At 41.4% G+C, this 26,229-nt stretch carries 18 protein-coding genes; 8 read left to right on the forward strand and 10 right to left on the reverse strand.

Going from position 1 to position 26,229, the window contains the following annotated elements; all coding sequences use genetic code 11:
• The 5 genes from AACS98_RS21470 to AACS98_RS21490 all read right to left on the reverse strand — a co-directional run.
• The coding region (locus AACS98_RS21470; RefSeq protein ID WP_066383993.1) for a retropepsin-like aspartic protease family protein at positions 1-596 on the reverse strand (596 nt) is incomplete at its 3' end.
• Positions 597-908: 312 nt separating this feature from the next.
• Positions 909-1,682 (reverse strand): nucleoside phosphorylase, encoded by a 774-nt coding sequence (locus AACS98_RS21475; protein ID WP_066383837.1) that lies wholly within the window; start codon positions 1,680-1,682, stop codon positions 909-911.
• Positions 1,683-1,798: 116 nt separating this feature from the next.
• The gene (locus AACS98_RS21480) at positions 1,799-2,536 is read right to left on the reverse strand and encodes a phycocyanobilin:ferredoxin oxidoreductase (protein WP_066383839.1); all 738 of its coding nucleotides are present in this window, start codon (positions 2,534-2,536) and stop codon (positions 1,799-1,801) included.
• Between the two features lie 111 nt (positions 2,537-2,647).
• Positions 2,648-3,169, reverse strand: coding sequence for a pentapeptide repeat-containing protein (locus AACS98_RS21485; protein WP_066383841.1), 522 nt, complete (start codon positions 3,167-3,169; stop codon positions 2,648-2,650).
• Positions 3,170-3,520: 351 nt separating this feature from the next.
• Positions 3,521-5,266, reverse strand: coding sequence for a bifunctional serine/threonine protein kinase/MFS transporter (locus AACS98_RS21490; protein WP_197480109.1), 1,746 nt, complete (start codon positions 5,264-5,266; stop codon positions 3,521-3,523).
• Between the two features lie 242 nt (positions 5,267-5,508).
• On the opposite strand from AACS98_RS21490, the gene AACS98_RS21495 reads away from it, so the two are divergent.
• The 4 genes from AACS98_RS21495 (at position 5,509) to AACS98_RS21510 (ending at position 11,252) form a co-directional block, all read left to right on the forward strand.
• On the forward strand, positions 5,509-6,087 hold the full coding sequence (locus AACS98_RS21495; RefSeq protein WP_066383844.1) for a hypothetical protein: 579 nt from the start codon (positions 5,509-5,511) through the stop codon (positions 6,085-6,087).
• 358 nt (positions 6,088-6,445) lie between these two features.
• Positions 6,446-8,683 carry a sensor histidine kinase gene (locus tag AACS98_RS21500; RefSeq protein ID WP_066383847.1) on the forward strand — a complete coding sequence of 746 codons (2,238 nt, stop codon included), beginning with the start codon at positions 6,446-6,448 and terminating at the stop codon, positions 8,681-8,683.
• A gap of 218 nt (positions 8,684-8,901) precedes the next feature.
• Positions 8,902-10,503, forward strand: coding sequence for a peptide ligase PGM1-related protein (locus AACS98_RS21505; RefSeq protein WP_066383851.1), 1,602 nt, complete (start codon positions 8,902-8,904; stop codon positions 10,501-10,503).
• A gap of 293 nt (positions 10,504-10,796) precedes the next feature.
• Complete coding sequence (locus AACS98_RS21510) at positions 10,797-11,252, forward strand: EVE domain-containing protein (protein WP_066383853.1); 456 nt, start codon at positions 10,797-10,799, stop codon at positions 11,250-11,252.
• A 304-nt stretch (positions 11,253-11,556) separates the two neighbouring features.
• Here AACS98_RS21510 and AACS98_RS21515 read toward each other — a convergent pair whose 3' ends face one another.
• Together AACS98_RS21515 and glcD are read right to left on the reverse strand one after the other, a co-directional pair.
• Positions 11,557-12,807, reverse strand: coding sequence for a glycoside hydrolase family 10 protein (locus AACS98_RS21515; RefSeq protein WP_066383856.1), 1,251 nt, complete (start codon positions 12,805-12,807; stop codon positions 11,557-11,559).
• 421 nt (positions 12,808-13,228) lie between these two features.
• Positions 13,229-14,701: a glycolate oxidase subunit GlcD gene (gene glcD, locus AACS98_RS21520; protein ID WP_066383858.1), complete on the reverse strand. Its 1,473-nt coding sequence runs from the start codon at positions 14,699-14,701 to the stop codon at positions 13,229-13,231.
• 217 nt (positions 14,702-14,918) lie between these two features.
• Here glcD and AACS98_RS21525 point away from each other — a divergent pair, with 217 nt between their 5' ends.
• The gene (locus tag AACS98_RS21525) at positions 14,919-15,626 is read left to right on the forward strand and encodes a Uma2 family endonuclease (protein WP_066383998.1); all 708 of its coding nucleotides are present in this window, start codon (positions 14,919-14,921) and stop codon (positions 15,624-15,626) included.
• 173 nt (positions 15,627-15,799) lie between these two features.
• Here AACS98_RS21525 and miaA read toward each other — a convergent pair whose 3' ends face one another.
• Complete coding sequence (gene miaA / locus AACS98_RS21530; RefSeq protein ID WP_066384000.1) at positions 15,800-16,696, reverse strand: tRNA (adenosine(37)-N6)-dimethylallyltransferase MiaA; 897 nt, start codon at positions 16,694-16,696, stop codon at positions 15,800-15,802.
• A gap of 356 nt (positions 16,697-17,052) precedes the next feature.
• Here miaA and gyrB point away from each other — a divergent pair, with 356 nt between their 5' ends.
• Positions 17,053-18,990: a DNA topoisomerase (ATP-hydrolyzing) subunit B gene (gene gyrB, locus AACS98_RS21535; protein ID WP_066383860.1), complete on the forward strand. Its 1,938-nt coding sequence runs from the start codon at positions 17,053-17,055 to the stop codon at positions 18,988-18,990.
• A 1,956-nt stretch (positions 18,991-20,946) separates the two neighbouring features.
• Positions 20,947-22,119 (forward strand): RNA polymerase sigma factor RpoD, encoded by a 1,173-nt coding sequence (gene rpoD / locus AACS98_RS21540; protein ID WP_066383861.1) that lies wholly within the window; start codon positions 20,947-20,949, stop codon positions 22,117-22,119.
• Between the two features lie 131 nt (positions 22,120-22,250).
• Here the strand turns inward: rpoD and AACS98_RS21545 are convergent, their stop codons facing one another.
• Together AACS98_RS21545 and gyrA are read right to left on the reverse strand one after the other, a co-directional pair.
• Positions 22,251-22,430: a chlorophyll a/b-binding protein gene (locus AACS98_RS21545; RefSeq protein WP_066383871.1), complete on the reverse strand. Its 180-nt coding sequence runs from the start codon at positions 22,428-22,430 to the stop codon at positions 22,251-22,253.
• 576 nt (positions 22,431-23,006) lie between these two features.
• Complete coding sequence (gyrA, locus tag AACS98_RS21550; protein ID WP_066383872.1) at positions 23,007-25,514, reverse strand: DNA gyrase subunit A; 2,508 nt, start codon at positions 25,512-25,514, stop codon at positions 23,007-23,009.
• Positions 25,515-25,811: 297 nt separating this feature from the next.
• Here gyrA and AACS98_RS21555 point away from each other — a divergent pair, with 297 nt between their 5' ends.
• A complete protein-coding gene (locus AACS98_RS21555) occupies positions 25,812-26,216 on the forward strand; it encodes a response regulator (protein ID WP_066383873.1) in 405 nt (134 codons plus the stop codon).
• Positions 26,217-26,229: the final 13 nt, after the last annotated feature.

Consider the following 26,229-nt stretch of genomic DNA (forward strand, 5'->3'; position numbering starts at 1 on the left):
CGATGATGGAATTCTACGCTTTTCTCTAATATTTTAATGTCATAGTTGCCAAAAAAGTCATGTCCTAGTAATCCAATGGGTGCTAATGGTGCGATCGCTACCTCTACATTCTTGGCTATAGCTCCCCCTGCTATCATCGATTTTACCTTACCTGTGGGAAATTGAATCTGGCTACCGTCGGCAATTTGCGCCGCCATTACTCCTGTAGCTTTGAGTTTTAAAGCATTGGCTATTTCTTTAGTAATCAGCGTGCTGTTAGCACCTGTATCCACAATCATCTCAAAGGTTTTATTGTTATTAAAGGTGACATCAATGACTGGGGTTCTCCCTAGTCTACGCTTAATTGGCACTCGAAACACTTTTTTTTGTGGTTGTTGAAATACTTTTTTTCTTGGTTGTTGAAATACTTTGATATTGCTGGTTTGATTACAAAGTTTATCTAATTTAATAATTCTCCCAGAGGCGGTGATCATAAAACAATAGCCTGTATATCCAGCCGTTACACGTTGGGCAAATGCTAAAATCATCACCATTTGCATGATGAAAATTACAGCTAAATTGATGCTGCTAATTCTCGGCTTTACCAGATTTTTCATATTATTTTATTCTCCAATATTTACTCATAATCTTTGATGATGCAATTGTTGATTCTAGAGACAAACTAGAATCAAATTGCATCATTGATTGCCTGTAATTATTACTTCGCTCTTCTCTGTAATATTTCAGGCAAAATTACTAAATTGTTTACATAAATTTCTCGATTTATTGAATTAAATTAATAGAAAACGCATTTTATTTAATTTTTATAATACATAAATTGGCTAGTGAATAAATTAAAGTTTAGGTAAAGAGAAAATAAAACTACTGAGACAATATAAAAATTTGACAAATCTGATAAATGCTGGATTCTAATGATAGTTGGTGGCAGCATGGATAGCAGTAGCGATCGCATTGTTTACTGCCTGATCCTTTTGAGATAAGATAACTTGTTCGGTGAGAGTGCGTTGAGCGACTACAGCACAAACAGCCGCCGCCGCAAATCCATAGACTCCAGCCATTTTAAACAGTGTGCCGCATTCCATTTCATAGTTCAAAATGTTCAAATGCTGATATTCTGTAGTCATACCCTGTAGCGATCGCAGTAAATAAGGGTTAGCTGAATCAGTACGCTCTTGTCCTTCATAAAAAGTATCGACAGAAGCCGTAATCCCCATGTAATAATCAATCTGTAATGCTTGTGCAGCTTGCACCAAAGCCACAGTCAAAAACGGATCGGCAACGGCAGGATATTCTAGAGGAGCAATATCATTAGCTGCACCTTGACGACATAATGCAGCACTACTAATAACTATGCTACCGACTGGTATATGTGGTTGAATAGAGCCACAAGTCCCAACGCGAATAATTTGTTTAATACCTACCTGTACTAACTCATTTACCACAATACTTAAAGAAGGCGCGCCCATGCCACTGGTAGCCGATAAAATTGGGCAACCATTCGGTAAGAATCCCAAATAGCTATTAAGTCCCCGATTTTCTGACAGCAGACGAACATCCTGTAAATAAGTGTGAGCAATCAGACGCGCACGTTCAGGATCACCGGATAATAAAGTCATACTCGGAGGCGACGCACCTAAATCATCTAAGCTAAAGCCAAGGTGATAAAAGTATTTACTAGCCATTCTCTCATTCATCCCACACTGTTGATTAACCCCTCTCCCTCTCTTCACAGCTTTCAAGCCGTTGCTGTACAAGGAAATGTAGAGACTAAGCATACTTAGTCTCTGCTGATGCTTTCCTACTCTGGTAAATCAAACAATACCGTAGTCATGTAATTATCAGCCCATTCTGCACCAAAGGCTTTTTCTAGCACCCGGCGAGTTTTATCATTTTGTTGCTGTTTGGTGCAGTAATTGTGTTGTCCGGCGATAATGTGCTGTATCTGTTCTGGCGCGACAGGGTGAGATGCGATCGCCGCTTGACAATGAATAGCTAAAAACTCCCGCACCCGTTCTAAAAACATGGTTTCTTCGGCGGGAGAACTCGGACGCACAAATACACAAAAATCTGAGAAAATATGTCCCCATTCCGGTAATTCACGCGGTTGGGAAAATACCAAAGATGGGAGAGATGACAGTTGAGAGTGATAAGATACTGGTAAACTCCGGTCTAGGTGAACAGGAGATAAATCTGCGATCGCTGCACTAATTTGTCCCCTACCCCCGACTAAATCACACCCAAACATCGGTAAGTCATATTCTGGGCGAGGAAACATCACACAATGCAAAATGTCTAAGATATTTCCTACCCTGGCTAATTCCAAGTGCATTTTACGAAACTGAGGGGTTTGATAGCAGCGATTTTCAATGATCAGTTTCTCACCCTCTAGCCTTCCTTCCACATACCCCAACTCAGCAGGTAAATGATAAGGCGACAAATCCAGATATTGATGCCAAGCTGCTTCAATACAATCAGCCAGTTGGCGAATTAAGGGATGTTGTTGCTCACGTAGCGAGGGCATGGAAGTTAATGACATAATCTATTTGATAATGCAATCTAGATGTCAGTCTACGGCCTGCCATGCTCATTATGTTATTGCTTGCAATATAAGCAAACATTTAGGATTAGTCATGGAAAAATCAACTACCTATTTTCTCCGTTGACGATTTTTACCTTCCTGTAATGACCAAAGATAGGGTTTATCGTAGGTGACAACACCATTAGTCAAGGTTGTTAGCTGGAAGTTTGCACCCCGGAAGTTAGTATAATTTAGATTAGCATCCTTAAAGTTAGCTGCTGCTACATTAGCACCAATTAACCCGGCAGAAGATAAGTTAGCCTTGAGCAGTGATGCCAATTGTAAATTTGTTCCGATTAACGAAGCACGAGTCAGATTTGCTTCATCCAAGACTGCGCCTTCTAAATTAGCCGAGGTGAGGTTGGCATTAGTGAGATTCGCTTGAGTTAAATTCGCCTCCTTCAAGTTAGCCTGTCGCAAATCTGCACCCACCAAATTCATTTGAGATAAATTTGCGCCACTCAAATCGCATCGTGGACAAATACCAGACGCTTTTAACTGTTCTAGGTCTTGTTGATTGAAGGCAAACGCTGACTGTGTTAAGCCTAGCGCAGTTAACAAAGATATGGCAGCCACCAAGTGAAATTTCATAATTTACGTAATATTGGTGTTGACAATTTATAATTTATCTTATTGTCACACACTTAGACTGAATTTTTGTCAGTGAATACGGGAATGAAGCAGTGATAAAGAACCTGTGAAAATACTATAAAATCTACTTATAAGAGTGGTCAAATAGTAATTTAAGATTTATAATCGAGTCGTAACTAACTATACGGAAAGAATTATAGTCTACCACATATACCAACCCCCTGATTGGCAAAAGAACACCATCAGGGGGTGTTAATTTTGGGGAGCTTTCGGAACAGGGGAGATTTTGACCTCAAATTCTTCACTGCGTGACTTTTGAATTAATTTGTCCCCAATCCCTAGTCCCTCAATTTATCGCCATCCTAGCCAGCGCAATGTGGGAACAATCAGGTAGTAACTCACTCCAAACCAAAAGCTAGTAGAGACACCGACAAAACTGAAAAAAGCCACAGGTAAAGATAATTCTGTCCAGACAGAACTAGGATAAAAGAGTAAGACGGTGGGTGGAAATCCAAAAAATAGCAGTGCGGCACAACCGAGAGCCATACCAGCCGCCGCAAATACCGCATAAACGATGCGATGACTACGAAAACCAATACTTAACGCCAACAAAAAAACAGCAATGGCTATTGCTACTACTAAACCGTCAGCAAGATAGCTACTTGATGTGAACACTGCCCACAATATCCAACCTAATAGGTAGCTAATAATACCCATAAACGACGCTGCTAAAAATCGTCGTCGTTGACCAAAACAACCGCTAGCGGTAATTCCCCAGGCTGTACCTAAACCTGCGGCTGTAAAAACTATACTTGCTAAACCAAGGTTATATTGTGTGTCATCAATTAATTCGGGTAGCTGAGTGAAGATGAATTCGACTAAGCGATCGCCTAAATCGCCTAAATTGGTGTGATAGGCTAAACTATATCCGCTAATTGTACCCACACCAGCACCCACACCAGTTAACAACATTGCCCAAATTGTCAACAAACAAGCTTTTAAAATTTGCCATATCGTTTTAACTATCCACAGAAAGATTTTGCGGACTGTTTTAGCCAACTTTTTTACAGCTTGCTTTGTGTTTTGTCGCCAGGTTTGGAATTTTTGTTGAGTTTGGGTTAAAAGTTGCTGTAAACGGTTTGTCTGTGGGGGTGGTTGAGTAATTTTGTTTAATCGTTTTTGAATAATAGCAGCATTAGCAGGACGCGATCGCGGATCTTCCAACACCATCTCATCTAATAAATCCGCCAACTGACGACGCACATTTACCAGATTACGCCACTGCAAAACCCCTGTATTGGGATCTTCCAAGTCTGAAGGATACCTACCTGTGAGCAATTCAATCATAGTCCGACCGAGGGCATAAAAATCAGCCTCCGGGCCAACCTGTCCGCCTCTCACCTGTTCTGGTGGGCTATAACCAGAAGAAAATAACCGGGTAGAACTAGGATGCTGCCTTGCCAATTTAACTTGTTTTGCGCCGCCAAAGTCAATTAACACCAATTGTTCCCAACCACTCCCACCCTGAGACGGCAGCACCGTTGATACAGGAGTCCGCAACATCAAATTTGAGGGTTTAATATCACGGTGAATAATTTGGCGTTTATGCAATTCCTGTAAAATTTTCAAAGCTTGGGTTAACCAGCTTAAAATCAATTCTTCTGGGCATCCTTGCGGATATTTATCGAACATATCCGCTAAAGTCGGGCCGTTGATTTTTTCCATCACCAAACAAGCAAGCTGGCGCGGTTTAGGATTAGATAAATTTACCTGAAAATGTCCATCAGTTTCCACCTTCGGCACACCCGGATGACGCAAACTCACCAAAACCTCCGCCTCTTGGGCGAATAATTCCAACGCCTTGGGTGAATCTTCTACCAACACCTTCAGCACTTTTTCTGTTTGCGTCCTTTCATCCCAAACTGTGTAAATTTGCGCGAATCCCCCCGCGCCTAAGCGTTGCATCGGCACATAACGATCTAACAGATGCAGCACCGCGCCACAACTGTTACAAAACTTGTTACCCCAAGGTTGGGGATAGGGACGTTGACAATCAGGATTTATGCAGTGAACCGCACTTTTACTGATGTGGGACACAATCGCTACAATACAAAGGCTGACTTGATTTTAACGCCTCTTGGGGATTGGGGAGTAGGGATTGGGAATTGGGGAGAGTAAGCGGCTTTAGCCCTTTGATTACCGTTAAAAGTTTGATGGCTGATCAAACAACAATTAATTTGCTGTTAGAGAGAATTTCTGTGTACACTAAGACGACGCATAAAAAAAGTTTTTGTTCTTCTGTCTTGGAGTCTTCAGCCTTCTAGTTACATTAAAGTTTGATGCCGAAAGTTGCTGCTAAAAGCCCATTAGAATTTACATTGCTGTGGACTGTTGGAACTTTTGGCGGTTTTGTGGGAAGTTTGTTCTGGATTGAAATTGGTGAACGTCCAGATATTGGGGTGGTACAGGCGGCTGTAGGAGGATTAGCGATCGCATTACCGCAAAGTCTCATCCTCAACCATACTATCTTTACAGGCAAGTGGATTGTCTTAACCTTAGCCGCTTGGGTTTTCCTCACCGCTACCGGCGTGGGTGCAGTCGGTTGGATGGTACTAGCTTCTGAGGTGCTACCCCTACGTCTCTACTTGGGGATGGTTTATGGCGCATTCGCTGGCTTTAGTATAGGTATGGCGCAATGGTTAGCAATTCGTCAGCCAGCATCTTGGGCTTGGCAATGGATATTAGCTAATGCTGTCAGTTGGGCTATAGCCGTACCTCTCGGTTCTGTTGTCGGCATGATATTACATCAACTCACGCGCTTATTCTTAGGCGAAGTTGTCGGGTTAGCTATCACTTGGCTGGTAGTCGCTATCTCCACAGGCATCTATGCTTATAAATTACTGTATCAAAGTTGGTAGCTAGTAGGGGTTTAGCATTGCTAAACTCTTACACTCGCTATTATATTAAGAAATGTAAATAAAATTAATTTATATCTTGTATTTGTTTAAATATATGCAAAAATCTTAATAAAATCTTAAACTAAATTTCCATAAAATTATATTGGCCTGCAAATGCGTTTTGAGATTCCAAAAGCAGGGTTATTCAGCTTATTGCGATTAACTAGCCTAGATTTTTGGTAAGAATTAGAGATAGGGGTAAATATCATCAGGGAAAGCTAGAAAGCATTGAGTTTAGATGCTCAAAGCCTTGTATACCTCAAAATTTCCAGACAAAGCATCTTAAAAAGAGTCAGTAATAGCAACCAGGGACTCTCCCATGAATATCAATTCTGTAGACTCGACTATCAAGTTGAAGGCAAAATCTCATTCTCATCTTCTATTCGGCACAGCAGTAGACGAAACCAGCAGTAGTCAACAGTTTCTACTGAGTATGTATGACTCTGTGCAGACATCTATATTTGTAGTAGATGTTTTAGAAAATGGTGATTTTTGTTATGTAGCACTCAATCCTGCCCATGAGCGATGGTTAGGTATCCGCACTGAGGATTTTCGGGGCAAAAAACCAGAGGATATTCTCAATCCAGTGGATGCGGCTAAGGTGCGTCAGCACTATGCAGACTGTGTACGTTTGGGTAGAACTATTTCTTACGAACAGTGTTTACAATTCCAGGGGGTTCTGACTTGGTGGAATACAACTCTCACACCATTGCGGGATACAGACTCTAGAATTTATCGGCTCATTGGTAGCAGTAGTAATATTACTGCCGCTAAACAGCTAACACAGGCGCAGGAAATTCAAGCCCAAAGAGAGCAATTGTTGGCAGTCGTGGCGCAACGCATTCATTCGTCTTTAGATTTAAAGACAATTGTGCATGAGACAGCAAAAGATTTGCGACAGTGTTTAAATTGCGATCGCATCCTAATTTATCAGATGCAGACTCATGATCATGGTGTAGTCATTGCCGAAGCTACAGTTAGCCCTGCGCTGTCACTGTTGGGAAAAAGTTTCCATGATCCTTGTTTCGTGGCGAAACATCACAAACACTCACAGCGATGTTGTCAGGAAATTGTAGACGATATCTATGCAACTCACATCAATTCTTGTCAACAAGAATTTTTAGCTAGGTTGCAAGTGAGAGGGCATTTAGTCATGCCAATTTCGTGCCAACATAATTTGTGGGGGCTGTTAATTGCCCAGTATTGCGAAGAACCCCACCAATGGCAACAAATAGAAATTGACTTACTCCAGCAACTAGCCACCCTACTGGGAATTGCTGTCCAACAATCAAAACTACAACAGCAACTAGAGTTGCAAAACAAAGAACATCAAGCCCAATTACGCCAAATAGATCAATTTCAGGCGTTAGTCAGACGCATCACCGAACAAGTTCGTGATACAAGAGATGAGTGTCAAATTTGGGCAAGTATTACCCAGGAGTTAGCTGATTTACTCCAGCTTGAGTCTTGTTATATTGAACTTTACAACCAAGACTGTTCACAAGTCAATGTTGTTTGTGAGTATGCAGCAACCCAACCCGTATACGAGGGATTGACTAGACAACCGCCAGAATTCAGCGAAATTTATCAGCCGCTATTGCAAAAACAACACTTCCAATCGGTGGAAATTGTCCCTGGATGGCATCCCAAGTTACTGGTAATTACTCAGTTAGCCTGTCCGATTTTTGACCAGGAAGGCATGCTGGGGAATCTGTGGTTGATTAGACCAATACAACAGATGTTTAATGAATGGGAAATTAACCTGGTGCAAACCTTAGCCAATGAATGCGCGATCGCGATTCGACAGGCTCAACTTTATGCCACCAAGCAAGCCAAAATGAGAAAATTAGCAGAAAAACAACGTCTAACTCAGGAATTTCTCAAAAATCTGGCTCACGAACTGCGAACACCAATCACAAGTATTAGTTTAGCGGCGCAAACTTTGGAAGGTGTGTTGTTACCTGATGGCACACTAGATGAAGTCGTACCCCAGCTTTTACACATCCTACATCATGAGTGTGGTAGGGAAAACAAACTGATTAACGATTTACTCACACTCATCCATCTAGAAGCACAACCGGAAGCGTCAACTTTAATTACTATCGACTTACAAACTTGGCTACCTCCGATTGTGGCAGATTTTTCTGAACTGAGTAGTTTCCAGAGTCAAAAATTACACCTGAATCTAGAAACTGCATTGCCACCGCTAGCAACGGAAATCACCGAGCTAGAGCGAATTATTACCGAACTACTCAGTTATACGTGTAAGTATACTCCGCCAGGGGAATCAATTACGGTGTCTGTTTATACAAATGTAGAGACACTAGAAATCAGCATCAATAATTCTGGATTAGAAATTGCTGCCGATGAGCGATCGCGCATTTTCGAGCCATTTTACCACATTTGCAAAGACGACCCCTGGAAGTATAGCGGCACCGGCTTAGAAATGGCATTAGTCAAAAAAATGGTTAAACATTTAGGGGGAACAATTCATGTAGAAAGTGGCGCAGGAGAGACTACTTTCATCGTCAAATTCCCCATATTTGCCACACCATAAATTATCAGTTGACTGTATTTTGACGAATTAACTATATTGTTGTGTTTATTTTAAGTTTTGTTGGCATGGATTCCCGACTTCTCAAAGAAGTCGGGGATTTAATGCTAGAGATTAAGCAAAGTTTAGTCAAAGAAGTATTGCATATTAACGTTAAGGCTGTTGCTTTGAGATATACCAGAATAATAAGCAGCGTTGGGGATCATCACAGGGTAAGGCTTATGATGACATTAAATGTTTCGCAATTCGAGAAGATAGATCAGTTTCATCATCTGCAATTAACTTTGCGCGATCGCTGGAAAACCATCGAGTTATTTGACACTGGTGAGGCAGACATTATCATCATACCTTCCCTGAGTATTGATCAGCGCGAAATCCAAAAGATAGAAGGTTCAGAACATTATGAAGAAAGATTACTTTTTGCCTTAATGCGGTTAAGAAATCCCCGCACTAGGTTAATTTATGTAACCTCAATGCCATTACATCCCAGCATCATTGATTACTATCTACAATTATTACCTGGAATTCCCTTTTCTCATGCTCGCAATCGCTTACTATTATTATCAACTTACGATGCTTCACCCAAACCCCTAACTCAAAAAATTTTAGAACGTCCCCGATTAATAGAAAGAATTCGCCAAGCAATCCGGCTAGAAAAATCATTAATTGCTTGCTATAATTCTACCAATTTAGAAGCAGAATTATCGTTAAAATTAAACGTACCATTGTATGCGGCTGCACCAGAGTTACAAATTTGGGGGACAAAGAGTGGTAGTCGCCAAATCTTTGCAGAAAGTGGAGTTCCCCACCCTGATGGTAGTGAATTAGTCTGGAAGGTTGAAGAATTAGCCATAGCAGCGAGTGAGTTGTGGGAACGTCAACCGACATTACAAAGGATGGTAGTTAAATTAAATGAAGGGATTTCAGGAGAAGGAAACGCACTCCTAGATTTGCGTCCGATTATGGACTTAGCACCGGGAGAAGGTACACAGACTCAGAGAATAGCAGCCATTAGCGATCGCTTTGCTGTGATGCGCTTTCAAGCCAAACAAGAAAACTGGGGGAGTTTTTCGCAAAAAATACCGGAATTAGGCGCAATTGTCGAGGCATTTGTAGAAGGAGAAAACAAGCGATCGCCCAGTGTGCAAGGACGCATTACCCCCACAGGCGAAGTAGAAATCCTCTCCACCCATGACCAAATTCTGGGCGGCCCCGATGGACAAATTTATCTTGGTTGTCGATTCCCAGCCGATGAAAGCTACCGTTTACAATTACAGAATTTAGGATTAAAAGTTGGTAAAAAGCTAGCAGAAAAAGGTGCCTTAGAAAGATTTGGAGTAGACTTTATCACAGTTGATCAAGGTAACGGTGAATGGGAAATCCAAGCAATAGAAATTAACCTTCGTAAAGGCGGTACAACCCACCCATTTATGACCTTAAAATTATTAACAAACGGACGTTATGACCTATCCACCGGATTATTTTATAGTCTACAAGGTCGCCCTAAATATTACATAGCCACAGACAACCTGCAAAAAGACCGCTATCGGGGATTATTACCAAACGACCTCATGGACATCATCGCCCACCACAGATTACACTTTGATAGCTGCACAGAAACCGGAACAGTATTCCACCTCATGGGTTGCTTGTCCCAGTTTGGTAAATTAGGACTAACCAGCATAGGTGATTCACCCCAACAAGCAGAAGACATTTATAACAAAGTCGTCAAAGTTTTAGACGAAGAAACCCGCAGCGACACCGCCAATTTTTCCCTATTTTCAGATTACACCTTCCCCGTCGCCTGGGACGGATACAGCTAGAAAATAGTTTGTAGTAAGGACTTTAGTCCTCTCTCATCTCATTGCTGAATATAGCAATTTCTAGTCTAATAACGTACAAATTTATCTGCGTTCATCTGCGTTTATCTGCATTTAAAATTGACATAACCACTTAGTAAATACAGCAAATTTCATCTGAGTGAAGTACATCAGGGCGGGCAGGATGCCCAACGCCACTTGCTACAAGTCGGCACAGCCGCCCAACGCAGTGGCTCCCCCACAAGATTTATGATATTAAATGTGTACCTCATTTATCTGCAAAGTGCTGTAAATTAATGAATTATTGGCTCATGAAGTCAGAACCAGAAGTTTTTAGCATAGCTGACCTAAAACAGCAACACCAAACTATCTGGGACGGTGTTCGCAATTATCAAGCGCGCAATTATCTGCGTCAAATGCTACCTGGAGACTTAGCTTTTTTCTATCATTCCAACACAAATCCACCGGGTATTGCTGGGTTAATGCGTGTAGTCAAAACGGGTATTGCTGACCCCACCCAATTTGACCCAAAGAGTGATTACTATGACCCAAAATCAAGTATAGAATCTCCTCGCTGGCAAACAGTTGTAGTGGAATTCGTGGAAGATTTTTCTCAGCCCATTTTGCTATCAACACTCAAAGAGAAATTTAACCCTGAAGAATTAATGATAGTCAGACAAGGAAATCGCTTATCAGTAATTCCGGTGTCTGAAGCAGTCGCACAGCAGATTTTGGCGTTGAGAACAGACTAAATAAAATGATGATGGGATAGATACCCGACTTCTCAAAGAAGTCAGGAATCTGGGTATTAAGGGACTTCCAGATAAAAAAAACATCCAAAATGTAGGGTGCGTCAGTACGAGTAACCCTAGCTATAGGAATCATATTTGATTTCTGAAAAAAACTCAGTACACCTCTGTTCCCTGTTCCCTGTTCCCTACCTACACAAATAATTTTATTAATCAAATCGGATTCCTATATACCAAGAAAATATTCATTCTGACGCACCCTACTAACCGTGTTCCCTAAGTTTTTTGAAGATAAGTTCAATTGCGTTTATTCTGACTGTTTTTTAGCTATTGTTAAAGGTCGTTCAGCTTTAGCTGCAAACAATTCACTAAAAACCGTGCGACGCTGTTTTGGTGATTCAGGAGTGATGTAACCCCACAGACTTTCCCAGTAGAAAAAAGATATACCAAAAAAAGAGCGATCGCGCACTGCTTGAACTTGTTCTTGAACCTGTGCAATCTTCACAGGACTACGTAAAGTCCCTGTAGTAATCCCAATCGCCACCGGGATTTTAGTTCGCGCAAACTTCACCGCAGGTTGTTCTAATTCTCTAATAAAACCACTTTTGTCATGAGTATAAACCTGCAAAATCAACTCATCTATTAAACCATTTTTTACCCAATTCTCCCAATCTTGGAGATAATTTCTATAGGCAAAAGCTTGTGAGTTAGGAGATAAAGATATTTTAAGATGAGGTTTTATATCCTTAACCACTTGAGATATTTTCGTCATGAACTCAGTAATTTTATCAGCCCGCCACCGCATCCATTCTGTTTCAAATGGGTCAATAGGAGGGCTTTTACCTTCATGTTCTTTTTGATAAACTTCAAGCGTAAATCTGTCATAACCAAACTGTACAGGCATACCAAAATGATCATCAACCTGAATGCCGTCTATATCATAATTAGTCACAACTTCTAAAATTAACGACAAAATAAAATCTTGCACTTCAGGATGCAAAGGATTCAGCCAGACTAACTTATTGGTAGGGTTATTGTTAATTTCTTCTGGTAAAATTTCACTAATACTTTTGACTCCTCCCTGCCCAGTTGTCAACCAATAAGGATAACGCCTAGCTAATTCGGAATCAGGTGGTGCCATAAACCCGTATTCAAACCAGGGAATCACAGTTAAACCTTTAGGTTTCGCAAGTCTCAATAATTTTCTCAAAAAATCTTGACCACCATGTACAAAATTCACCAAAGGTTGAACATCGCTACCTGTGAACAATTTCGCCGTCTTACTTTTATAAAAAGTATGTCCGCGATTCCAAACCACAGGATAAATTGTATTAAAATTGAGTGCAGATAGTTGATTGACAGCCCGATCAATTCCCCAAGGAACGAATAATACACCACTAGCAACATTAGTTAGCCAAACTCCACGAATTTCTGTTGTCGTCGGTAGATTATCTTTTGGTTGATAATCTGAGAGGGAAGGAGAGGAAAATATTGTTAAGCACAATACTAATTGCACACACACTAAATAAAACAAACAAAGTTTAGCCAACCGATTCATCTGTGGTTTTGACTTCGTTAGGTCGAGATATGTATCAATACAGAATAAATCATTATTGTTCTGGATAATGTAGAAATAACATCAAAATATACCAAGATATCAAGAAAAACTGGTAACTTGATATCTTGGCTAGAATTTAGTGATGAGATAGTTATTAGTGAACGTTGTTCGTAGTCAGGGCTTCAGCCCTTTCTTTTCCAAACTTCTAAGAGGTTCTTTAAAAAGTATTATTATTAACACCAAAGTCTGTCAAACCTAACCCCCCAGCCCCCCTTCCCTACATTCGCGCAGCGTGCCGCAAGGCAGGGAATGGGCGTTTCAAAGCCTCTCTCCTTGTAGGGGAGAGATTTGGAGAGGGGTTTTTAGTATCCTTGATGGCTTTCCAATCTTCTAAGGACTAAAGTCCTTACTACAAACTAGATTAAAATCTTTCGACTCCTGCAAACTGTTGATTACTGGTTTTATTTGCCGCTTCCCCACAAGTGCGAGGTGTAGGGAATATTTTACCAGGATTTGCTAAACCTTGGGGGTTAAATACTTCTCTTACCCACTGCATCGTTTCTAAATCAGCATTGCTAAACATATCTGGCATATAGCACTTTTTATCAGCACCAATACCATGTTCCCCGGAAATGCTACCGCCAACTCTGACACAAAGTTTAAGAATTTCTCCGCCTAATTCTTCGACTTTTTCTAATGCGCCAGGGACAGCATTATCATACAGCACTAATGGGTGTAAATTGCCATCACCAGCATGAAATACATTGGCAACTGGATAACCAAATTTTTTACTTAACGCCTCAATTTCTTGTAACACATAGGGTAACTGTGTCCGAGGAATTACCCCATCTTGTACATAATAATCTGGGCTTAAATGTCCAGCAGCAGCAAACGCAGCTTTACGTCCTTTCCACAACTTTAACCTAGTTTCTGGGTCACTCGCAGAAGTGACATTACGCGCCCCATTCTTTTTACAAATGTCAATTACACGCTGTTTATTTTCTGCAACTTCAATTTCTAAACCATCAATTTCCACTAACAGAATAGCTGTAGCATCACGGGGATAACAATTAGTAGCAACCACATCTTCCACAGCATTAATGCTGAGGTTATCCATCATTTCCATCCCGCCAGGAATTATCCCCGCGCTGATAATATCCGAAACAGTCGCCCCCGCAGCTTCCACGCTGGTAAAATCTGCTAATAGCACACAAATGGATTCAGCACTTTTGAGAATTCGTAAAGTGATTTCTGTGGCAATACCCAAAGTTCCTTCTGAACCGACAAAGATACCTGTTAAATCATAACCAGGAGTTTCGGGAATTTGTCCCCCTAAATCAACAATTTCCCCTTCTGGCGTGACAATTTTTAAACCTAAAACATGGTTAGTTGTGACACCATACTTTAAGCAATGCACACCGCCAGAGTTTTCCGCCACATTTCCGCCAATTGAGCAGATAATTTGGCTAGAGGGGTCAGGAGCGTAGTAAAATCCAGCACCACTGACTGTCTGTGTCACCCAACTATTAATTACTCCTGGCTGTACAACAATACGCTGGTTGTCTAAATCTACGCTCAGGATTTGCCGCATTAAGGAAGTGACAATTAAAACAGAGTCTTGTGTGGGTAACGCACCACCGGATAAACCAGTACCAGAACCGCGTGCGATAAATGGTACAGCATACTGGTTGCATATTTTGACGACCGCCGCCACTTGTTCTGTAGTGCGTGGTAACACTGCCACCGCCGGACGTTCACGGTAGCTAGTTAAACCATCACACTCATAAGTGATGAGTTCTTCCCGGCGTTGTACTACGCCATTTGCACCAAGAACAGCCTCAAACGCTTTGATAATGGGTTTCCAGTTACGTTGTTTTTTATCTTGGGTAAGCATAGATTTTTATATTGCTGGCTGGGTGGGTAAGTTTAATGACTATTGTTGCCAGAATAGCAGTTTAGGGGGATTTCTGATGGGATAGATACCCGACTTCTTTGAGAAGTCGGGTATCTGGGTATTACGTTTAATTAATACAGTATATCTATTTAACTGCGCTCCTATATCTCGAATCCATTAACCTAGAAATAAGGCTCTTAAATCAATGGATAAAATCATGGTTGAGCAACTTCTGATAAATAATGATGATTTCTATGTACCAGATGCCAACCAGCTAGTTACTGAAGATGATACACCTGTGGACAATTTTGCATCCGCCAAACAACAACGTCTATTAGTAGGTTCTCTTTACAGTGCTTTAAAAAATCAGACTTTCTTAGCTGAAGCTAACGTTGGTATTTATCATACAGATGAACAGCCAGCAATTGTTCCCGATGTTTTCCTCAACTTAGATGTCCAAACTCCTGCAAATTGGTGGGAGAAACAAAACCGTTGTTACATGGTTTGGCGGTTTGGAAAACCTCCAGAAGTTGTGATTGAAATTGTCTCTAATAAAGAAGGTGACGAACTCGGTAAAAAGCTGCAAATTTATGAACAAATGCGGGTTAGTTACTACATTGTTTATGATTCCACTCAGCAACTAGGAGAAAAAAAACTACGAGTTTATGAGCTGAGAGGAAGACGTTATTTTGAGACATCCGAAACTTGGTTAGAACAAGTAGGTTTAGGTGTTACTCTCTGGGAAGGTGAATTTGAAGGAAGACAGGATACTTGGTTACGTTGGTGTTATCAAGATGGTACGGTTTTACTGACTGGAGATGAAATTGCAGAACAAGAACGACAACGTGCGGAACAAGCAGAACAACGCGCCCAATTACTAGCAGAAAGACTCAGGGCTATGGGAATTGATCCTGATAGCCTATAAAAATCTTTCATGCAGAAAACCAGTAGAGAGACGTTTCATGAAACGTCTCTACATATTGTTAATTAACCTTGCTTAATAATGGGACAAAACTTGATATATTTAAATCTCAACCTCCTCATTCTCTCCGCGCCTCTGCGCCTCTGCGTGAGACAAAAAAATACTGACACAAAAAGTCAATTATTGATAAATTCTTCCACACGCTGCCAAACCTTTTCCAACAAATCAGTATCATCCGCATCAAACCATTCAATTTGAGGATATGCTCTAAACCAAGTACGTTGACGTTTCGCAAATTGCCGAGTATGCAAAACTGTTAATTCTTTGGCTGTTTCTAAAGAAATATCACCGTTCAAATATTGCTTGATTTCTTGATAGCCTAAAGTATTCAACAAAGGTAAATCAGTACCATATTTTTTACAAAGATATTCGACTTCATTCACTAAACCATCTGTAATCATTTGCTCAGTGCGTTTGTGAATGCGCTTGTCTAATTTCTCTACCTGAGAATCTAAACCTATCTGCAAAATGGGATAATTTGGGGGATTTTCGCCTTGTTGGGCAGAAATGGGAATACCCGTCACATAAAATACTTCTAATGCGCGTAAAGTTCGCACGGGATCATTGGGATGAATTTTTTGGGCAGCAGTGGAATCAACTTGTTGTAAGATGCCGTAAAGTGTAGATTGACCGAGAGATTCTAACTGCGATCGCAATTCATAATCAGGTGCAACTCTGGGAATTTTCATCCCTTGCACAATTGAGCGAATATACAACCCAGTACCTCCCACCAATAACAGTGGAGATACAGCAACAGAATTAATTAAAGCTTGTGCTTGTTCTTGATAGTCTGCCACCGTCATTGTATCTGTTGGCTCGCAGATATCTATCAAATAATGGGGAACTAATTTCTGTTCTGCTAAAGTTGGCTTCGCCGTACCGATATTAAACTCACGATAAACCTGACGGGAATCAGCACTTAAAATCACCGAACCCAACCGCATCGCCAAATTCACAGCTAACCCAGATTTACCCGTCGCCGTAGCACCACAAATCACAATTAATTTAGTCATTAGCCATAACAATTCAAAATTCAAAATTCAAAATTAAAGAGACTTGGGAAAAAATCCCCCTCATCCCCCCCAATCCCCAATCCCCAATCCCCAATCCCTTTTGTGCTAAAATCTTGAGGCATTTTGCTCTTGTGAGACTTAATGCTACAAGCTCTTAATGTCTCTTATCTCAAAATTAGTCAAATTGGAAATATTCCAGGCAATAATCTAAAAAACTTATGGGGTTACATCCCCTCTATAAACTTCTCATAAAATTGCCCTACAACCGTCTTTAAGGCTTTTGTGTTAAAATCTTGGTGTGTTTTTGAATTTTTAGCCTTTAGGCACTTTCAACCCCACGCATCAGGAGAAATTTCATGACGAGCAGTTACAGTGCCGATCAGATTCAAGTTCTGGAAGGTCTGGAAGCCGTCCGCAAACGACCGGGGATGTACATTGGTTCTACCGGGCCGCGAGGACTCCACCATTTAGTTTATGAGGTGGTAGATAACTCTATTGATGAGGCATTAGCAGGTTACTGTACTCACATAGAGGTCGATCTCAATGCTGATGGTTCCGTGTCTGTCACCGATGATGGTCGGGGTATTCCTACCGATACTCACTCGCGGACGGGAAAATCAGCTTTAGAAACTGTATTAACTGTACTACACGCTGGGGGTAAGTTTGGCGGTGGCGGTTATAAAGTTTCTGGAGGTTTGCACGGGGTTGGTATTTCTGTAGTAAACGCCTTGTCAGAAGTTGTAGAAGTCACGGTTTGGCGAGACAAAAAGGTTCACACTCAGCGATATGAACGGGGTGTTCCGGTGACGGAACTCGTCGCCAAGTCTTATAAAGAACCGAGAACGGGAACTTCTGTCAGTTTTAAGCCAGATGCTCAAATTTTTACCACTGGAACTGAATTTGATTATGTTACCCTCGCCAGTCGTCTGCGGGAGTTGGCATATTTAAATGCAGGGGTAAAAATTACCTTTACCGATAACCGTCTAGAATTGCTGAAAAGCGATACGCCGAAAGTTGAAACCTACGAGTATAAGGGTGGAATTCGGGAATATATCGCTTACATGAACCGCGAAAAGCAGCCACTCCATGAGGAAGTTATTTATGTGCAGGGTGAACGGAATAACGTTCAGGTGGAGGTGGCTTTACAATGGTGTACCGATGCTTATACTGACAACGTGTTAGGCTTTGCCAATAATATCCGCACCGTTGACGGTGGTACGCACCTGGAAGGTTTAAAGGCGGTTTTGACCAGAACTTTGAATGCGATCGCTCGCAAGCGGAATAAAATCAAAGAAAATGAGTCTAACCTCAGTGGTGAACACGTCCGCGAAGGTTTGACGGCGGTAATTTCTGTCAAAGTCCCTGACCCAGAATTTGAAGGACAAACTAAAACTAAACTAGGTAATACTGAAGTTAGAGGTATTGTTGATTCTTTAGTCGGTGAAGTCCTGACTGAATACTTAGAATTTCATCCCGGTGTCGCTGACTCTGTTCTAGATAAAGCTATTCAAGCTTTTAAAGCCGCAGAAGCAGCCCGTCACGCACGGGAGTTAGTCCGCCGCAAATCTGTATTAGAATCTTCCCCACTACCTGGTAAGTTAGCAGATTGCAGTTCCCGCGACCCTAGCGAGTCAGAAATCTTTATCGTGGAAGGTGACTCCGCAGGTGGTAGTGCTAAACAAGGACGCGATCGCCGCACTCAAGCCATCCTCCCTCTACGTGGTAAAATCCTGAATATCGAGAAAACTGACGACTCGAAAATCTATAAAAATAATGAAGTTCAAGCCTTAATCACCGCTTTGGGTTTAGGTGTCAAAGGTGAAGAATTCGACGCTTCCCAACTACGTTATCACCGCATCGTGATTATGACTGATGCTGACGTAGACGGCGCACACATCCGCACCCTACTGTTAACTTTCTTTTATAGATATCAGCGATCGCTCATCGAACAAGGCTTTATCTATATTGCTTGTCCCCCATTATATAAAGTCGAACGGGGACGCAATCATGAGTATTGTTATAGCGATCGCGAACTGCAAGACATCCTCGCTAAGTTCCCCGCTAACGCTAACTATACCATCCAACGCTTCAAAGGTTTGGGTGAAATGATGCCTGGGCAACTTTGGGATACCACAATGAACCCCCAAACCCGCACCCTCAAGCAAGTGGAAATTGAGGATGCTGCCGAAGCTGATCGGATATTTACCATTTTAATGGGCGATCGCGTTGCCCCCAGACGCGAATTTATCGAAACCTATGGTTCTAAATTGAATCTCACTGACCTAGATATCTAATCTCAGTATCTTATAACCTGAGTTTTACCTTGTTGGCAATGCCCACCGAACATTTAAAGAGATCAAAAAATCTCTAAAATGTAGGGTGCGTCAGTACGAGAAACCCTAGCCATACCAAGAAATTATTCATTCTGACGCACCCTACTAACTCAGATCCCCGACTTCTTTGAGAAGTCGGGGATCTATCCCATCATCATCTTTAATTATGTTGACCTACTGATTTCATCTGAGTAGGTACGGATTAAACGACATTTTTCTTCATAAATATTCATCTTTCTGAACCTGCTCCTACTTATTCCCACGGATAAATCCGCTTACTCTGCGCTACATTGATTTGCGGTCAATTCCGTGTCTCATCAGCAAAACTTGACAGTTTATTTTCTGTGACTCTCAGCATCTTCTTGATATCTTTACAAAATTGCCAATCCACCCAAAGAAACATTTTCGCTGATTAAAATTGTTGCTGATAAAAATGTTTGTTAATATACATAATCATTGATTAATTAAATTATCAGTTTTTTTCAATTCATCTGAATGCACAAAAACCATATTTTGTCAACAGGGTGACAGTATAATTAAAATTTATCCGTTATTGGCTGGGATTAAGTCACAAAAGCCTCAAATTCTAACATTGAGGTCAATTATTCCGACAATCTCAAGCAATAAGTAACCGTTATCAACTGGGTACACCGGAACGGATAAAAAAGCTGGTTGATGCTTTTGCTGCCAGCCTCATAACTTATTTGTTAAGCTGGGAAAAAAAGTTCTAGATGAATCTGCTCAGTCACATCATCTCGGTATCTTCAAAATCCCAGATCACTAGACAAAAACATTTCCCAGGAAAACACGGGATTGGATTTCAAATTTTTTTGCTCAACAGCCACATTGAAAATTAGGTTAAGCTCAAACATGAACACCTAAACTATACTTCTCCTGCACAAGCAGTAGTCATAACCTGCTTCTAACTTGCTCATGTATTCTATTTCATCTTTTCACAGGCAGAATTTAGTGTGTATTCGATAAAGTTTTGCTATAACTAAGCAAATATCTTTCATTACACCTGTCAAATGCCTTTTGAATTGATTAAAATATCGTTGGATACAACAATCAAAGTTTGTCAAGAATTAGAGGGTAGAAATCTCAGCAGTGCGTTAATGTGTGAATAAGACTAAATTCAAATCGCCAACTGCCACCCGGCAAGTTTCCCCCAGCCTTTACTAGCTAGTAAAGGAGTTCTGCACGTAGAAACTTAAGTTTCTCAAGGCAAGAACTATTTCTGTTGGTGTCTTTATTTCTTGGGAAATCAAGCCCCAATTCTCCGGACTGAGTTATTTATGAAGGAAATGTAAAAATGGGTGCGTTAATGCTTCTGGACTCAGTTGATATAAAATACACAGTTTTTAGGTAATTCATGTCTTAGAAAATACCAGAAATTGTGTAAAGGAGGCTTTAAAATCCTGAGAATGTGAAGACAACCCACAGCAATTGCAAAAAGCTTTAGAGAAAATTTAAGGGTATCACTACCATTTTTCAAGACTTTTTGATAGTAGTGGCTTTACCTTGCTTCATGAGTTAATGATTAATACACAAAAAGAGTGCAATTTTTGTGAAACAGGCTACAATCGGAAGAGTCTTTATAAGAAAATATGCCAACAGTCATAATTAATATGTGATGAAGTGGTAAATTTTTTTATCAAGACAAGTCTTGTTAGAGACAAACCAAATAAAAGTGTCTGCCACAGCAACACTTTTGGCTGGTATGGAATGAGTAAGTAAGTCAGCATTAACTGCGACTTTTCACGAGGAGTAAGAAATTTCTCCATTGGCGGGAACTTCCCAAACACACCAGGGAAATCCATCTAAAACCCTATTTTTATTTGTTCACTAGCTCAGTTTAAAAAGAGCAGTCAACAAATTTTGAGTAATTGATTCTGCAAGGAGCATGAGGAACGCGGCATGAACCAGGCTAACAACGTACTCGATAGCATTTATCAGCCTGACCTAGAAATGATGAATCAGCCTGAGATCGAGTTAGAAGACCTCTTAATTGAAGACGAGGAGGACTTACTGCTTACCGATGACGGCGAAATTGATGAGTTTTTAGAGCCTCAGACTGATGAGGACGACGCAAAGTCTGGAAAAGCCGCTAAATCGCGTCGTCGGACACAAAGCAAGAAGAAGCATTATACCGAAGATTCGATTCGCCTGTACTTGCAAGAAATTGGTCGAATTCGCCTGTTACGGGCAGATGAAGAAATTGAATTAGCCAGAAAAATTGCTGACTTACTCGAATTAGAAAGGATACGGGAAAGACTCTCAGAACAGTTAGAACGTGATCCGCGTGATAGTGAATGGGCAGAAGCAGTACAATTGCCATTGCCAGCTTTCCGTTATCGCTTGCATCTAGGTCGCAGAGCGAAAGATAAAATGGTGCAGTCGAACCTACGGCTAGTGGTTTCTATTGCTAAGAAGTACATGAACCGTGGTTTATCATTCCAAGACTTGATTCAAGAAGGTAGTCTGGGTTTGATTCGTGCGGCTGAAAAATTCGATCACGAGAAAGGTTATAAATTCTCCACCTACGCTACATGGTGGATTCGTCAGGCTATCACCAGAGCGATCGCCGATCAATCCCGGACTATCCGCCTACCAGTCCATCTCTACGAAACCATCTCCCGCATCAAGAAAACTACCAAATTGCTGTCTCAAGAAATGGGACGCAAACCCACAGAAGAAGAAATCGCAACTCGTATGGAAATGACTATCGAGAAATTGCGGTTCATCGCTAAATCTGCTCAGTTGCCCATTTCCCTAGAAACACCCATTGGTAAAGAAGAAGATTCTCGCTTGGGTGATTTTATTGAATCTGACGGCGAAACCCCAGAAGACCAAGTTTCTAAAAATCTGCTCCGGGAAGACTTAGAAAAAGTCCTCGACAGCCTCAGCCCCCGTGAACGCGATGTCCTCAGACTACGCTATGGTTTAGATGACGGCCGTATGAAAACTTTAGAGGAAATCGGACAAATTTTCAACGTCACCCGCGAAAGAATTCGTCAAATAGAGGCAAAAGCACTGCGGAAGTTACGCCATCCCAATCGCAACAGCGTACTTAAAGAATACATTCGCTAGTCAAAAGCCAAAATTCATCTAGAGACGTGATGAATCGCGTCTAAAAAACAATAAGAACCTGGGATATAGATAAACTCCCAGGTTTTTTTGTTTAACTCTTTAGTATGCCTAGGCAATCTGACACTTAAAAATTACAGAATACCCCAAAAATGTAGGAATCCTTGACCGGAAAACAGTTCAATCAATACAGCTGCTAAAAAGCCAATCATTGCCAAGCGACCATTCCAAATTTCTGCTTGGGGGGTAAAGCCCCAACGCCAAGCGTTACGGTCTTCGATGACTGGAGCTGTAACTTTGGTTGTGTCTGTCATGGTTGCCACTCCAAACTGAATTTTCTAAGGATTGTTGTCTTATGTAAACTAATATAACAATATTTTTCTAAATTGCAACATTTATTTATATTCTGGTTGCCATAAACTCAATGCTATTGTTAGGGAAAATTGATAAACAGGCTCATACATCTATCTTTTGGCAGAAGGATGTCAGATAAAAGCGACCACCCAGAAATAGATAGTTGTATGAATAAATATAGATATTGCTATTATTTATCAATTATTTTAGCACAAAATTTGCTCATAGCTGGCTGTATTCTCAATTAAAGTAAGGCGATGCACAGCCAAAAACATCAAAATCAGGGTCTGAGAAACTTGTAAGCAATGCCCACCTGACAAATTGTATTAGGAATAATTAGCATTAACCATGTAACAATCAGATCCCCGACTTCTCAAAGAAGTCGGGGATATATTGCGTAATTAGGGACTTCCAGAGCAAAAAACATCCAAAATGTCGGGTGCGTCAGTACGAGTCACCCTAGCTATACCAAGAAAATATTCATTCTGACGCACCCGACTAACAGTCAATCTGTTAACTTCTAGCTGAGTGGATGCTCACGATGAGCGCACAGGGACGACATTCATCACTTTTTCATCACGGTTGAGTTGCAGGATGCTTTCACCTTTATTGTCTCTGGTCAAAATAGGTATACTATCTGTGGGGATTCGCACCACTCGCTCTTTATTGGTCACTAGAGCCACTTCGGAAGCTGCGATCGCTCCTACCATACCCGCTAGATTATCTGTTTGGCTAGCAAATTTTAAGCCTTGCGTCCCTAAATCACCACGATTCGCTGTTTTTAGCTGATTAATAGGTAAGCGTTTGGCGTAACCTTCTTCTGTGACTAGCAATAAATGATCAGCTTCCGCCGAACTCACACACCCTACCATTGGTTGATGTTTCAGTACACGTAATGCTTGTAAACCCATCGCTGTTCTACCCATAATGGGTAATTGTGCCTCATTCACTGGGAAGCGTAACAACCGCCCACCAGAACTAGCTAAAATCAAATGTTCTCCTGGCTGAGTCAACTGAGTTAATAACAACTCATCATCATCTTTGAGTTTGATAATTGTAATTCCCCGTCTTGTCAGGTTAGTTAGTTCACTCAAAGACAGACGCTTAATTCTTCCCTGCTTCGTCAACAGAACTATCTGCTGAGTTTCTAAATCTTCTGGCAGTACAAACCGACTGACTACCGCTTCTTGTGTACCTTGGGCGGTACTTGTCAACATGGTAATTAATGGTGTTCCCCGTGGTGAACGTGTAGTAGTGGGGGGAATATCGCCTATTTTCACCGGGTAGAGTTTACCACCACTGGTGAGTACAAGTAAATCTTTATTGGTGTCGGTCAATTCGGTTTGAATGATGAAGTCATGATCATTTAAACCATTTTCTAGTTTTGACTTTCTCCCGGAGAGGGGAAGACGACGTACATACCCCCGTTGAGTCAATTCTAAGGTGACATCTTCCGCCGGTGTAGTAACTTCCGGTTCGACTTCAGCTAAGGTGGGTTTTTTTTGTCTGCTGGTGGTTTCGCTTTTGGGTAACTCCTCTGGAATATTCGTCCCTATCTTGGTACGACGCGAATCGCCGTACTTGCGCTTGAGCGATCGCAGGTCTTTTTTCAAAGCTTTCAATAATTCTTTGCGATCGCTCAACAATTTTTGCAGTAAAGCGATTTGTTGCCGCAGTTCCTCAAACTCACGCTGTAAATTTTGCTGTTCTAAACTGGTGAGGCGACGTAATGGCATCGCTAAAATAGCATCAGCCTGATTTTCGCTTAAATCCAAGCGACTACACAAACTGATTTTCGCCGTGCTACCATCGGCGGCTTGTCGCAAAATTGTAATTACCTCATCGACATCAGACAAAGCGGTGAGTAATCCTTCGACTGTATGTAGCCGACTTTCTGCTTTACCTAATTCATAACTGTAACGACGGTTAAGTGTTTGTTCTCGGAAATTTAAAAACTCTAGTAAAAGTTGGCGTAAACTTAACTGGCGCGGTTGCCCATCGACTAAAGCTAAAAGAATTGCCCCAAAATTAGATTGTAAAGCGGTTTGGTGATACAAATGCTGTAGCACTTCTTGGGGGTTGGTATCGCGTTTGAGTTCGATCACAACTCGCATCCCTTCGCGATCGCTTTCATCCCGAATGTCAGAAATACCTTGCAAACGACCTTGATTTACCAAATCAGCCACTTTTTCAATCCAGCCGGCTTTATTAACTTGATAAGGTAACTCAGTCACCACAATCGCCGTCCGCCGCTTGCTACCTTTACCGCCGGGAATTTCTTCAACTGTGGCGACTCCCCGTAACATAATCCCACCCTTGCCGGTAATGTATGCGTCTCGAATCCCCGCATCCCCGACTATTTCCCCACCCGTGGGAAAATCTGGCCCTGGTATTAACTCTAATAACTTCTCATCTGGTAAATCTGGCTGATCAATTAGTGCAATTAAGCCATCCACAATTTCCCCTAAATTATGGGGAGGGATATTCGTCGCCATGCCCACCGCAATTCCTGCACAGCCATTCAGCAACAGAAAGGGTAATTGAGCCGGTAAAACTGTGGGTTCTTGCTGCGAATTATCGAAATTACCGACAAATTCTACTGTTTCTTCGCCGATTTCTGTCAGCATCCCCTCATGGCTAATCGGTGCAAGACGGGTTTCTGTGTAGCGCATCGCCGCCGGGGGGTCATTATCCACGCTGCCAAAGTTACCATGTCCAGCTAGTAAGGGATAACGACTGGAAAAATCTTGCACCAGTCTGACTAAAGCATCATAAACCGCTTGGTCGCCATGAGGGTGATATTTACCTAAGACATCCCCCACCACACGGGCGCATTTGCGGTAGGGTCTATCCGGTGTCAAACCTAATTCGTGCATCGCGTATAAAATCCGCCGATGCACTGGCTTTAAACCGTCACGAACATCTGGTAATGCTCGTCCGACAATCACACTCATGGCATATTCTAGGTAAGACCGTTGCATCTCGGTATGCAGGGCCGTTGTGATTACCTGTCCCGTTGCGAGAAGGTTTAACTGTTTTGCCATGAGTTTTTTCCCTGAGATTTAACTACACAAAAGTTGCTGGTGCTAAACATTGCAGCAAACACAGCATAACGGATGAAATGGGATTCCTTACACAATCTTGATTATCACCGAAGTAAAAGCCGTAGTATTATCCTTGATGACTCCGATGTATATAGATTATTAAAAAGGAGACAGTTTAGTGTGTCATCGACTGGTAATCAACCCTTGCTGCTCTAGGTTGCCTATAGTTGTGTAACCATAATTTGATTTGAAATTTAGAATTGGTGTTTCCCCCTCACGTTTGTAAATAAAATTCTCATGAAGACTGTTTTGATTGTCGAAGATGATTTGATTAACGCTCGTGTTTTTTCTAAGATTTTGACTAAGCGGGGTGGTTTAGGTGTTAAACATACTGAAAATGTGGAAGAAGTAATTCAAATCGCCCAGTCAGGAGAAGCAGACTTGATTTTAATGGATGTTTCTCTCTCTAGAAGTGTTTATCAAGGTAAGTCTGTTGATGGTATTAAGATTACCCAGATGTTAAAGGCTGATCCACAAACAGCAAATTTACCTGTAATTTTAGTCACAGCACACGCGATGGAAGGCGATCGCGAGAACTTTCTCAAACAAAGTGGTGCTGATGACTACATCTCTAAACCTGTTGTAGACCATCAACAGTTCGTTGACCAAATCATGGCACTTCTCCCCACAGACAACAGCTGAAAACTTTAGACAT

This window comes from Anabaena sp. CA = ATCC 33047 (assembly GCF_963870205.1).
Classification (GTDB): Bacteria; Cyanobacteriota; Cyanobacteriia; order Cyanobacteriales; family Nostocaceae; genus Trichormus.

Bases quoted from the DNA above. Each gene is read 5' to 3' on its own strand.
- AACS98_RS21485 (WP_066383841.1), bottom strand. From the start codon at position 3,169: ATGAAATTTCACTTGGTGGCTGCCATATCTTTGTTAACTGCGCTAGGC.
- AACS98_RS21480 (WP_066383839.1), bottom strand. From the start codon at position 2,536: ATGTCATTAACTTCCATGCCCTCGCTACGTGAGCAACAACATCCCTTA.
- AACS98_RS21495 (WP_066383844.1), top strand. From the start codon at position 5,509: ATGCCGAAAGTTGCTGCTAAAAGCCCATTAGAATTTACATTGCTGTGG.
- glcD (WP_066383858.1), bottom strand. From the start codon at position 14,701: ATGCTTACCCAAGATAAAAAACAACGTAACTGGAAACCCATTATCAAA.
- AACS98_RS21505 (WP_066383851.1), top strand. From the start codon at position 8,902: ATGATGACATTAAATGTTTCGCAATTCGAGAAGATAGATCAGTTTCAT.
- AACS98_RS21475 (WP_066383837.1), bottom strand. From the start codon at position 1,682: ATGGCTAGTAAATACTTTTATCACCTTGGCTTTAGCTTAGATGATTTA.
- AACS98_RS21500 (WP_066383847.1), top strand. From the start codon at position 6,446: ATGAATATCAATTCTGTAGACTCGACTATCAAGTTGAAGGCAAAATCT.
- gyrB (WP_066383860.1), top strand. From the start codon at position 17,053: ATGACGAGCAGTTACAGTGCCGATCAGATTCAAGTTCTGGAAGGTCTG.
- AACS98_RS21525 (WP_066383998.1), top strand. From the start codon at position 14,919: ATGGTTGAGCAACTTCTGATAAATAATGATGATTTCTATGTACCAGAT.
- AACS98_RS21545 (WP_066383871.1), bottom strand. From the start codon at position 22,430: ATGACAGACACAACCAAAGTTACAGCTCCAGTCATCGAAGACCGTAAC.
- AACS98_RS21555 (WP_066383873.1), top strand. From the start codon at position 25,812: ATGAAGACTGTTTTGATTGTCGAAGATGATTTGATTAACGCTCGTGTT.
- gyrA (WP_066383872.1), bottom strand. From the start codon at position 25,514: ATGGCAAAACAGTTAAACCTTCTCGCAACGGGACAGGTAATCACAACG.
- AACS98_RS21510 (WP_066383853.1), top strand. From the start codon at position 10,797: ATGAATTATTGGCTCATGAAGTCAGAACCAGAAGTTTTTAGCATAGCT.
- rpoD (WP_066383861.1), top strand. From the start codon at position 20,947: ATGAACCAGGCTAACAACGTACTCGATAGCATTTATCAGCCTGACCTA.
- miaA (WP_066384000.1), bottom strand. From the start codon at position 16,696: ATGACTAAATTAATTGTGATTTGTGGTGCTACGGCGACGGGTAAATCT.
- AACS98_RS21515 (WP_066383856.1), bottom strand. From the start codon at position 12,807: ATGAATCGGTTGGCTAAACTTTGTTTGTTTTATTTAGTGTGTGTGCAA.